General features: G+C 66.2%; 10 protein-coding genes. 9 read left to right on the top strand and 1 reads right to left on the bottom strand.

The features are described from left to right. The first annotated feature begins 9 nt into the window (after window positions 1–9). The 5 genes from E8L99_RS19215 to E8L99_RS19195 all read left to right on the top strand — a co-directional run bounded on the left by E8L99_RS19215 (window position 10) and on the right by E8L99_RS19195 (window position 4,597). Window positions 10–423, top strand: a complete 414-nt coding sequence (locus tag E8L99_RS19215; protein ID WP_137101059.1) for a rhodanese-like domain-containing protein — start codon at window positions 10–12, stop codon at window positions 421–423. Between the two features lie 101 nt (window positions 424–524). Beyond that, complete coding sequence (locus E8L99_RS19210; RefSeq protein WP_137101058.1) at window positions 525–1,175, top strand: glutathione S-transferase family protein; 651 nt, start codon at window positions 525–527, stop codon at window positions 1,173–1,175. 78 nt (window positions 1,176–1,253) lie between these two features. Continuing rightward, on the top strand, window positions 1,254–2,015 hold the full coding sequence (locus E8L99_RS19205) for a substrate-binding domain-containing protein (protein ID WP_168201735.1): 762 nt from the start codon (window positions 1,254–1,256) through the stop codon (window positions 2,013–2,015). A gap of 71 nt (window positions 2,016–2,086) precedes the next feature. Then, window positions 2,087–3,700, top strand: a complete 1,614-nt coding sequence (locus E8L99_RS19200) for a carboxyl transferase domain-containing protein (protein WP_137101056.1) — start codon at window positions 2,087–2,089, stop codon at window positions 3,698–3,700. Between the two features lie 168 nt (window positions 3,701–3,868). Then, a complete protein-coding gene (locus E8L99_RS19195) occupies window positions 3,869–4,597 on the top strand; it encodes an SDR family NAD(P)-dependent oxidoreductase (protein ID WP_137101055.1) in 729 nt (242 codons plus the stop codon). A 349-nt stretch (window positions 4,598–4,946) separates the two neighbouring features. Here the strand turns inward: E8L99_RS19195 and E8L99_RS19190 are convergent, their stop codons facing one another. Beyond that, window positions 4,947–6,341: an amidase gene (locus E8L99_RS19190; protein ID WP_137101054.1), complete on the bottom strand. Its 1,395-nt coding sequence runs from the start codon at window positions 6,339–6,341 to the stop codon at window positions 4,947–4,949. Window positions 6,342–6,526: 185 nt separating this feature from the next. On the opposite strand from E8L99_RS19190, the gene E8L99_RS19185 reads away from it, so the two are divergent. Genes E8L99_RS19185 through E8L99_RS19170 form a run of 4 tightly spaced genes read left to right on the top strand, consistent with a single transcriptional unit; the run spans window position 6,527 to window position 10,382 of the window. Continuing rightward, window positions 6,527–8,545: an acetyl/propionyl/methylcrotonyl-CoA carboxylase subunit alpha gene (locus E8L99_RS19185; RefSeq protein WP_137101053.1), complete on the top strand. Its 2,019-nt coding sequence runs from the start codon at window positions 6,527–6,529 to the stop codon at window positions 8,543–8,545. Between the two features lie 24 nt (window positions 8,546–8,569). Beyond that, on the top strand, window positions 8,570–9,544 hold the full coding sequence (locus E8L99_RS19180; RefSeq protein ID WP_137101052.1) for a peptidyl-alpha-hydroxyglycine alpha-amidating lyase family protein: 975 nt from the start codon (window positions 8,570–8,572) through the stop codon (window positions 9,542–9,544). Further along, on the top strand, window positions 9,544–9,921 hold the full coding sequence (locus E8L99_RS19175) for a hypothetical protein (protein WP_137101051.1): 378 nt from the start codon (window positions 9,544–9,546) through the stop codon (window positions 9,919–9,921). Before E8L99_RS19180 ends, E8L99_RS19175 begins: the two co-directional genes overlap by 1 nt. A 47-nt stretch (window positions 9,922–9,968) precedes the next feature. Continuing rightward, entirely contained in the window at window positions 9,969–10,382 is a 414-nt protein-coding gene (locus E8L99_RS19170; protein WP_137101050.1) for a DUF1489 family protein, read from the top strand. The last annotated feature ends 408 nt before the right edge of the window (window positions 10,383–10,790 follow it).

Here is a 10,790-nt window from a genome sequence, read left to right as displayed (position 1 = left end):
AGAACGGCGATGCCGCAGACGATCACCAAGGGCTACAAGGCCCTGCTCGAAGAGGCCAACAACGAGGTCAAGACCCTGACCATCGAGGAGGCCAAGGCGCTGCACGGCCATGCGGATGTCGTGTTCGTCGATCTGCGCGATCCCCGCGAGCTGGAGCGCGAGGGCAAGGTTCCCGGCGCGTTCCATTGCCCGCGCGGCATGCTGGAATTCTGGATTGATCCGGAAAGCCCCTATGCCAAGCCGATCTTCCAGGAGGACAAGCAGTTCGTGTTCTTCTGTGCCGGCGGTCTTCGCTCGGCGCTCTCGGCCCAGACCGCCCAGCGCATGGGCCTGAAGCCGGTCGCCCATGTCGAGGGCGGCTATGGCGCCTGGAAGAAGACCGGCGGCCCGACGGAGGAATGGGTGGCCAAGCACAAGGCGTGAGCGTCCATCACGCTTGCGAATGATCCGATCACGGCTTTTGGCTGGTCGCCGGGCTCCGTGATCGGGCACTCTCCGCCGATGTCTCGGCGGAGGATGACCCCATGAAGCTCCTGATCGGCAACAAGGCCTATTCGTCCTGGTCGTTCCGGCCCTGGATCCTGATGCGGCACCTTGGGCTGCCGTTTGAGGAGGAGGTGGTTGCGCTCTACCAGCCGGACACGGCCGAGCGCGTCCGGCGGTTCAGCAAGGCGGGGAAGCTCCCCGTTCTCGTCGACGGCGATATTGTCGTCTGGGAAAGCCTCGCCATCATCGACTATCTGGCCGATCGCTTTCCCGACCGGCCGGTCTGGCCCGCGGAGCGGGCCGCCAGGGCCCATGCGCGCTCGGCATCGACCGAGATGCATGCGGGCTTCCAGGCGCTGCGCAATCGCTGCGGCATGAACATGCGGCGGATGCCGAAGGCCATCGCTCTCGCCGACGACGTGAAGGCCGACATTGCTCGCATCGTCACGCTCTGGACCGAGGCGCGCGAGCGGTTCGGCGCCGGCGGGCCGTTCCTTTACGGCGCCTTCTCCGCCGCCGACGCCATGTATGCGCCGGTGGTCAACCGCTTCCATGCCTATGCGATCGACGTGCCGCCGGTGGTGGCCGCCTATATGACGGCGATGATGGCGCTGCCGGCCTGGCAGGACTGGCAGAGGGGCGCGGATGCCGAGCCCTGGTTCCACCAGCCCTACGAGGTGGTCGAGTAACCGTGCGGCGCGGTTCGCTTCCCTCCGGATGCGAGTTGGGCAAGGATGGCGGACACGGTCCAGCACGGAGGGCACCGCATGTTGCGGATTTCAGCACTCGTCTTCGCCATGCTCTCGCTGGCAGCACCGGCCTCGGCCGCCGAGATCCGCCTTCTGGTCAGCGGCGCGTCCAAAGCGATGATCGCGGGGCTCGCCGAGCGCTTCGCGGCCCAGACGGGCCATCGCTTCGTCACGGCCTCCGATACGGCAGGTGCGATCCTTAGGCGCATGCAGGCCGGTGAAGCGGTCGATGTCGTGGTGGTGACGCCGGTGGTGATCGACCAACTGGTCGGGGCAGGGCGGATGGTCGCCGGCTCGCGGCGCGACATTGCGCGGACCGCTCTTGGCGTTGGCGTCGCGGAAAGTGCGGCGGTTCCCGATATATCGAGCGTGGATGCGGTGAAGCGCCTGATCGCCGCCGCGCGCGGCATTGCCTATTCCGATCCGGCGGCGGGCGGCACCAGCGGCACGCATTTCGTCGCGATGGTCGAGCGCCTCGGCCTCACCGCGGAGTTGGGCAGGAAGGCGCATCCGAAGCGCGGCGGTTATGCGGCGGAGTTCGTGGCGAGCGGCGTCGCCGATGTCGTGTTCCACCAGATCAGCGAGATCCGCCCCGTCGCCGGCGTCCGCATTGTCGGCCCGCTGCCGGCCGAGATCGGCCTCGTCACCACCTATTCGGCCGGTCTTTCGACGGTGGGTGCCGAAAACGAGGCCGCGCGTGCGTTTCTGGCCTTCCTCGCCAGCGCCGAGGCTGTCCCCGGCATCACCGCCGTCGGCATGGACCCGGTGGCCGCCCGCTGAGCGCCATCCGTCTTGTCGCCGGATGACAGGGCGGGCCCGACGCTATAACCAGAATGCCCCAGTCGTGGAGCATGCCTGTGGCCGTTCTGAAATCCTCGTTCCAGCCGTCCAGCCCTGACGCCAAGGCCAATGCCAGCGCATGGCAGGAGATTGTCGGCGATCTGCAGGCCAAGCGCGCCGAAGCAGCCCTTGGCGGCAATGAGCGTGCCCGCCAGCGCCATGTCGCCCGTGGCAAGCTTCTGCCGCGCGACCGCGTGATGCAGCTGATCGATCCCGGCTCGCCGTTCCTGGAACTCTCGCAGCTCGCCGCCAACGGCCTCTATGGCGAGGCGATCCACGGCGCGGGCCTGATCACTGGCATCGGCCGGGTGGAAGGCCGCGAGGTGATGATCGTCTGCAACGATTCGACCATCAAGGGCGGCACCTATTACCCGATGACGGTGAAGAAGCATCTGCGCGCGCAGGAGATCGCGCTGCAGAACCGGCTGCCCTGCGTCTATCTCGTCGATTCTGGCGGCGCCAACCTGCCGCACCAGACGGAGGTCTTCCCCGACCGCGAGCATTTCGGCCGCATCTTCTTCAACCAGGCCAATCTTTCCGCCGCCGGCATTCCGCAGATCGCTGTGGTGATGGGATCATGCACGGCAGGCGGCGCCTATGTGCCGGCCATGTCGGACGAAACGATCATCGTGCGCCGCCAGGGCACGATCTTCCTCGGCGGGCCGCCGCTGGTGCGCGCCGCTACCGGCGAGATCGTGACAGCCGAAGATCTCGGCGGCGCCGAGGTTCATGCCCGCCAGTCGGGCGTTGCCGATCACTATGCGGTGGACGACACCCACGCGCTGGCGATCGCCCGGCGCATCGTCGCCAATCTCAACACGGTGAAATCGGTCGATATCGCGCTGACAGAGCCGCGCGAGCCGGTCTATGACCCGAGCGAGCTTGAGGCGCTGGTGCCGACCAATCTCAAGGTCCAGTACGATATCCGCGAAGTCATCGCCCGCCTTGTGGACGGGTCCGAGTTCGACGAGTTCAAGGCGCTCTATGGCCAGACGCTGGTGACCGGCTTCGCGCGCCTGCACGGAATGCCGGTCGGCATCATCGGCAACAACGGCATCCTGTTCTCGGAAAGCGCCATGAAGGGCGCCCATTTCATCGAGCTGTGCTGCCAGCGGCGCATTCCGCTGCTGTTCCTGCAGAATATCACCGGCTTCATGGTGGGCCGGCAGTTCGAAGCCGGCGGCATCGCCAAGGACGGCGCGAAGCTCGTGACGGCGGTCGCCTGCGCCAAGGTGCCGAAGATCACGCTGCTGGTCGGCGGCTCGTACGGCGCCGGCAATTACGGCATGTGTGGACGGGCCTATTCGCCCCGCTTCCTGTTCGCCTGGCCGAATTCGCGCATTTCCGTGATGGGCGGCGAGCAGGCGGCAAGCGTGCTAGCCACCGTGAAGCGCGAGAATTTCGAGGCCGAGGGCAAGGACTGGTCGGTGGAGGAGGAAGAGGCCTTCAAGGCGCCGATCCGCGCCAATTACGACACCGAGGGCCATCCCTATTATGCGACGTCGAGGCTGTGGGACGACGGCATCATCACGCCGTCGGAGACCCGCCGCGTGCTGGCGCTGGCGCTGAGCGCGGCGCTCAACGCGCCGATCCCGGAGACGAAGTTCGGCGTATTCCGGATGTGAGGGCGCGGTCCTCAAGCGCGCATACCCCTCCGCGTCATGACCGGGCTTGTCCCGGCCATCCACGACTGGAACACTCTGGTTTCAGGGACAAGACGTGGATGCCCGCCAGAAGGGCGGGCATGACGCAAGAACCGGCGCCGACCAAGGCCCGGCAAGGGATGGAAACGCATGAGCATCGAGAAACCCGCAGCCCTGGTCACCGGCGGCAGCCGCGGCATTGGCGCCGCCATTGTCCAGAAGCTGCTCGCCCGCGGCATTCCCGTGGTCATTCTCGACCGTGAGGCGCCGGCGGAGCAAACGGATGCGCGTTTCGTCCGCTGCGACCTCACCGATCTCGCAGCGACCAAGGCAGCACTTGCGGAGATCGCCGCCACCAACGCCATCCTCTGGCTGGTCAACAATGCCGGCATTGCCGCGCCGGCCTCGCTGGAAGAGACGACGATCGAGGATTTCGACAAGGTGGTGGCGATCAACCTGCGCGCCTGCATCCTCAGCGCTCAAGCCGCGCTTCCCGCGATGAAGGCTGCGGGCAAGGGGCGGATCGTCACCATTTCCAGCCGCGCCGCGCTCGGCAAGGAGCTGCGCACCGCCTATTCGGCGACCAAGGCCGGCGTCATCGGGCTGACCCGCACTTGGGCGCTGGAACTGGCGCCCCACGGCATCACGGTCAATGCCATCGGCCCGGGGCCGATTGAGACCGAGCTGTTCAAATCAGCCAATCCGCACAACAGCCCCCGCACCCAGGCGATCATCCGCGGCGTGCCGGTGCAGCGCCTCGGCCAGCCCGAGGACATCGCGCATGCCGCCGATTTCTTCCTGTCGGATGGGGCAAGCTTCGTCACGGGCCAAGTGCTCTATGTCTGCGGCGGCATGACGGTGGGTGTCGCGCCGATTTGAGGCGAGCGCATCACCGGTCGTGACACCTGCACGAAGGAAGTCCGGTGCTCGGTTTCACCTCTCCCCGAGGGGGAGAGGTCGGCATCGTCAGATGCCGGGTGAGGGGGCGAGCTGTCCCCGGTAAGAGCGCTCCCCCTCTCCCGATCCTCACATGCGTTCGGATCGACCTCTCCCCGTCGGGGCGAGGTGAAGGTCTGCGCTGGCGGCGGTGTCGCCTCCATCGTTCGGGTTCGTCCCGTCATGGCCGGGCTTGTCCCGGCCATCCACGACTTCATTGAAGCCCGTAGGTCAGGCGTGGATGCCCGCCACAAGGGCGGGCATGACGATCTGACGGGCTATCCTCGACCTGTCACCCCAAAGGCCAGGCCTTCTGCTCCGGCCGCAACTGCTCCAGCACGCGGCTCATCCGCATCACGCCGATATCGTCGAAGCGCCGCCCCGACACCTGCACGCCGATCGGCATGCCGTCGGAATGATAGGTCCAGTTGAGGCTCGCCGCCGGCTGTTCGGAGAAATTGTAGGCCACCGTGAAGGGGATGTGCTCCAGCGCCGTCTTGTAATCGTTGGTCGGCGAATGATGCTCGGCCGGATAGCTGACCGGGCAGGTGCAGGGCTGGATGACGAAGTCGAAGGGTTGGGTTGCGAGCACCGCCGCCTCGCGCATGGCGACGACCTCGCCATAGAAGCGCATGACATCGGCGCCGGTGAAGTCCTTGGCCCGCCAGGTCGCCCAGTCGACGATATAGGGCAGGAGCTTCTTTTTCTGCGCCGCCGGCAGCTTTGAGATGTCGTTGTAGGAGCGCTGCTCGAAGAAGCAGGAAATGCCGTCGAGCATGGAGGGGGTCACGAAGCCCTTCAGAACTTCGACATGGGCGCCTTCGGCTTCCAGCGCCTTGGCCGCTGCTTTCACCGCCTTGATGATGGCGGGATCTGCCGGCAACCCGGAGGGCATTTCGGTGAGCAGTCCGATCTTCAATCCTTTCACCTTCAGCTTCGACAGGCCCTTGGCGTAGTCGACCGGCTGGTAGGGCAGGCTCATGTGGTCGCGAAAATCCGGCCCAGTGATGACATTCATCAGCAGCGCCGAGTCCTTGACCGTCCGGGTCATGGGTCCCGCGACCCGGCCGAGATAGGGCGGATAGAGCGGCACGCGGCCGAGCGACGGCTTCAGGCCGAACAGGCCGCAATGGGCGGCGGGCAGGCGGATCGAGCCGCCGATATCGGTGCCGATATGCAAGGGACCATAGCCGGCCGCACCCGCCGCGCCGGCGCCCGACGACGAGCCCGCCGTGTTGCGTGTGGTGTTCCAGGGATTGCGGGTGACGCCGTGGAGCGAGGAGACGCCGGCCGAGAGCATGCCGTAATCGGGCATGGTGGTCTTGCCGAGGATGACGGCGCCGGCCTCCCGCATGCGGGCTGAGACCGGCGAATCCACCGCGCGCGGCGTCATGTCGGCAATCGGCACGCCGACCGGGCAGGGGTCGCCGGCGGTTGCCATATTGTCCTTGATGGTGGAGGGCACGCCATCGATCACCGAGAGCGGCTCACCCTTGGCATAGCGCTTCTCGGCGGCCCTGGCGGCCTTCAGCGCCTGGTCCGCGCTGACGATATACATGGCGTTGAGCTTCGGCTCGCAGGCCTCGATCCGCTTGAGCGCCGCCTTGGTGGCCTCGACAGGCGAGAGCGTGCGCGCCTTGAAGGCCTTGGTGAGGTCGGCGGTCGAGAGGTCGGCGAGGTCGGTCATGGGTCCGCTCCGGGATGCTGCATGGCACCATCGGCCGGACATTGGCCCTTTGCCAAGGATGGCACGCGCGCAAGCGCCATGCGACCGTGCATGAACAGGGCGCGATCGGCCAAGGGGCGCATTGGCCTGAGGCCTCGAAGCAGATAGCTTCAACGCCCGGTCACAGGTCAGGTTGCGGGTGTTCCATGCTGTCTTCCGTGCTCATCGCCAATCGCGGCGAAATCGCCGTTCGCGTCATCAGGACGGCGAAGCGGCTGGGCTTGCGCACCATCGCGATCTATTCCGAGGCTGATGCCGGCGCGATGCATGTCCGCCTCGCCGACCAGGCCTATTGCGTCGGGCCGGCGCCGGCGCGCGAGAGCTATCTGGTGATCGAGAAGATCATCACGGTCGCCAAACAGGCGAAAGCCGAGGCGATCCATCCCGGCTACGGTTTTCTCTCCGAGCGCGCCGAATTCGCCGAGGCCTGCGCCGCGGCCGGGATCGTGTTCGTCGGGCCACCGGCCTCCGCCATCCGCGCCATGGGGCTGAAGGATGGCGCGAAAGCGCTGATGCAGAAGGCCGGCGTTCCCGTGGTGCCCGGCTATCACGGCGCCATGCAGGAGGCGAAATTCCTCAAGGAGAAGGCCTACGAGATCGGCTATCCCGTGCTGATCAAGGCGGTCGCCGGTGGCGGCGGCAAGGGCATGAAGCGCGTCGACAAGGCGATGGATTTCGACGAGGCGCTGGCCTCTGCCCAGCGGGAGGCGGCGAGCTCCTTCGGCGATCCCCGCGTGCTGATCGAGAAATACATCACCGCGCCGCGCCATATCGAGATCCAGGTGTTCGGCGACAGCCAGGGCAATGTCGTCCACCTGTTCGAGCGCGACTGCTCGCTGCAACGCCGCCACCAGAAGGTGATCGAGGAAGCGCCGGCGCCGGGCATGCCCGAGGCGATGCGGGAGGCCATGGGCAAGGCGGCGGTCGAGGCGGCGAGGGCGGTCGGCTATGTCGGCGCCGGCACCGTGGAGTTCATCGCCGATGGGTCGGCGGGGCTCGATGCGTCGAAGTTCTGGTTCATGGAGATGAACACCCGCCTGCAGGTGGAGCATCCGGTGACGGAGGCGATCACCGGCCAGGATCTGGTCGAGTGGCAGCTCCGGGTCGCTTCCGGCGAGCAACTGCCGCTGTTGCAGGACGAGCTTGCGATCCACGGCCATGCGGTGGAAGCCAGGCTCTATGCCGAGGATCCAGAAAAGGGCTTCCTGCCGTCAACCGGCAAGCTCTGGCGGCTTTCCTTCGGCGAAGGCGACGGCGTGCGCATCGACACCGGCGTTGAGGAGCAGGCCGAGGTCTCGCCATTCTACGATCCGATGATCGCCAAGGTGATCGCCCATGGCGCGACGCGCGACGAGGCGCTGGACCGGCTGGGTCAGGCGCTGGCCGGCACCGTGGTGGCGGGGCCAAGGACGAATGTTCGGTTCCTGAAGGCGTTGACCGAGGCCGAGGGCTTCCGGTCCGGCGATTTCGACACGGGGTTCATCGACCGGAATGTCGAGGCCTTGGGGGCCGTGCCTCAGCCGATGGATGCCGAGGCTGCGCGCCTCGGCATGCTGAAGCTGATCGACGGCGACTGGAGCCACCGAACCTGGCATGAGAGCCGGTTGGGCAATGAGACCACATCGCCCTGGCAACATGTCGATGGCTTCCAGCTTGGCACGGCGCGCCGAACGCTGCGCCAGTTCCTGGTCAATGGAGAGCTGTTGAAAGCCGAACTCGTCTGGCCTCATCCAAGGCCCGGGCACGGCAATCCGAACGTTTCCGTGCATCTTTCCAGTGGCGTGTCCCGTTTCCTGGACGATTATCTCCCGATCTATCATCTCCCGATGTTCGTGCAGACGGCACAGAGCCTGTTCGTCATCCGCGACGGCCGCCAGACCGAAATCCGCGCCTTCGATCCGCTCGATGTCGATCTCGACCATCTCGATGGCGGCGGCGCGCTGAAGGCGCCTATGCATGGCAAGGTCATTCAGGTCTTTGTCGAACCAGGCCAGCAGGTGGCCAAGGGCGACCGCATCGCTGTGATCGAGGCGATGAAGATGGAGCACACGCTGGTCGCGTCCTCGGATGGCACGGTCACCTCGGTGACGGTGCTCGCCGGCGAACAGGTGGCCGAGGGGGCGCCGGTCGCGACCATCGAGGCGGCGGCGGCCGAGGCGGCCTGACATCTGGAACCGCTGGAGGCGGCCGTGACGGAGAACCTGGGCCAGGGCGACTACACGTTCCGCGCGGCGCCGGACTGGGCCAAGCTGCCGGATGGCATCGTGCTCGGCGACGTCGCCGGCATCGCGGTCGATGGCCGGGATCGCGCCTATCTGTTCAACCGCGGCGATCATCCGGTCGTCGTGCTGGAGGCCGATGGCTCCTTCGTCACCTCCTGGGGCCATGGCGTCTTCACCAATGCCCATGGCGCCCATATCGGGGCCGACCAGGCGATCTATCTCACCGACAATGGCGACCACACGGTGCGCAAGTTCTCGCTCGACGGGCGGCTTCTGCTCACAATCGGCGAGCCGGGCAAGCCCGCGGTGCCGATGAGCGGCCAGCCGTTCTGCCGCTGCACCCATACGGCGCTCGCCCCGAATGGCGACATCTACGTCTCCGACGGCTATGGCAATGCGGTGGTCCACAAGTACGATCCCGCCGGCCGCCATCTGATGAGCTGGGGCAGGCCGGGCACGGGTCCGGGCGAGTTCAACCTGCCGCACAATATCTGCTGCGATGCTGATGGCTTCGTCTATGTCGCCGACCGCGAGAACCACCGCGTGCAGATCTTCGACGGGAACGGCCGCTATCAGGCGCAGATCAACAACATGCACAGGCCGAGCGGCCTCGCCATCACGCCCGGCCCCTGTCCGCATTGCATCGTCGGCGAGCTCAAGGCCTATCAGCCGGTGAACCGGACGACGCCCAATCTTGGCGCGCGGATCAGCATCCTCGATCAGAAGAGCCAGCTCGTGTCCCGCCTCGATCGGGGCGAGGGCGCCGGAACCGGCCCCGGCCAGTTCGTCTCGCCCCATGCCATCGCGCTCGATTCCAGGGGCGACATGTATGTCGGCGAGGTCGCGGCCACCGACTGGGCGGCCGTCTTCCCCGAGACGCCGAAGCCTGAGGTGATCCGGCGGTTCCAGAAATTCACGCGAGTCAGGGAGCAAGCCACGTGATGGTCCGGATCCTCGCGCTCGCAACCGTCGCCGTCCTGTCTGCCGGACCGGCCATGGCCCAGACCTGCCAGTGCTTTCCGCAATTCCGGCAGGGCGATATCGAGCGTGAGGCCGATATCGTGGTCGAGGGCGTGGTGGAGAATGTGGTGCGCGCCCGCCGCGAGACGCAGGTGTCGATCCAGGTCAACCGGATGATCAAGGGGCCCTACATGATGTCGGCGATGGTGGTGACGCCGGCCGATGCGGCAACCTGCGGCGTGCGTTTCGACATTGGACAGCGGGTGATCATCGCGGCCAAGCGCGACGGCGAGTTCTACCGCACCAATACCTGCATGAATCTGGGTTTCACCGTGCCGCCCGTTGTCCCCAGCAGATAGGCGTCCGGGCCTTCGGCTCAGCGGCCGGCCGGTCTAGAATGCCGCCCATGGCACTCAATCTCATCAAGCTCTGTGTCGGTGCGGATTCGATCGACGATCTCCAGCAATGGGTCGACTGGCGCATCAAGACCTATGGCGAACAGGTCCATACGACCCGGATGCAGCCCAAAAGAGCCGATGAACTGATCGGCGAGGGCTCGCTCTATTGGGTGATCAAGGGGCAGATCCTGTGCCGTCAGCGGCTCATCGGCATTCGCCCGTTTACCGATGACGAGGGGATTTCGCGCTGCGACCTTTTGCTCGAGCCGGTGATCGTGCGCACCGAGCCGCGCCGCCGGGGCCCGTTCCAGGGCTGGCGCTATTTCGAGACCAAGGATGCGCCGCCCGATCTCGGGACCGGCCAAACCAAGGGCATGCCGCCGGAGCTCGCGACGCAATTGGCGGAGCTGGGGTTGCTCTGAGCTGAAGCGATCGCAGCGCGACAGCTTGAGGTCTCATGCATCCGTCATGGCCGGGCTTGTCCCGGCCATCCACGACTTCTGCTGCCGACCCGCGGAGATGAAAGGCGTGGATGCCCGCCACAAGGGCGGGCATGACGATTTGTGGGCGTTTCCGTCAGCGGCATCGGCGCCCATTGCTCTGAACGTCATCCCCGGCGAGCGAAGCGAGGGAAGGGGATCCAGACTTCCCTTCCTGGTTCCAAACCATCCATTTCCTGGACCCCCTTCCCTCGGCCTGCGGCCTCCCCGGGGGTGACGTCGCGCGTGCGGGGGCATTCAAGCTTATCAGTCGCCAGCGGCGGAGATCGGCTGGTTCAGACCTTCACACTCCGAATCCGGAAGCCATTCCAAGTCCCTAATCCCGGATTC

This window comes from Phreatobacter aquaticus, from assembly GCF_005160265.1.
Taxonomy (GTDB): domain Bacteria; phylum Pseudomonadota; class Alphaproteobacteria; order Rhizobiales; family Phreatobacteraceae; genus Phreatobacter; species Phreatobacter aquaticus.
The sequence above is the reverse complement of the archived record's forward strand: the minus strand, read 5'-3'. Positions and strand labels throughout refer to the sequence as shown.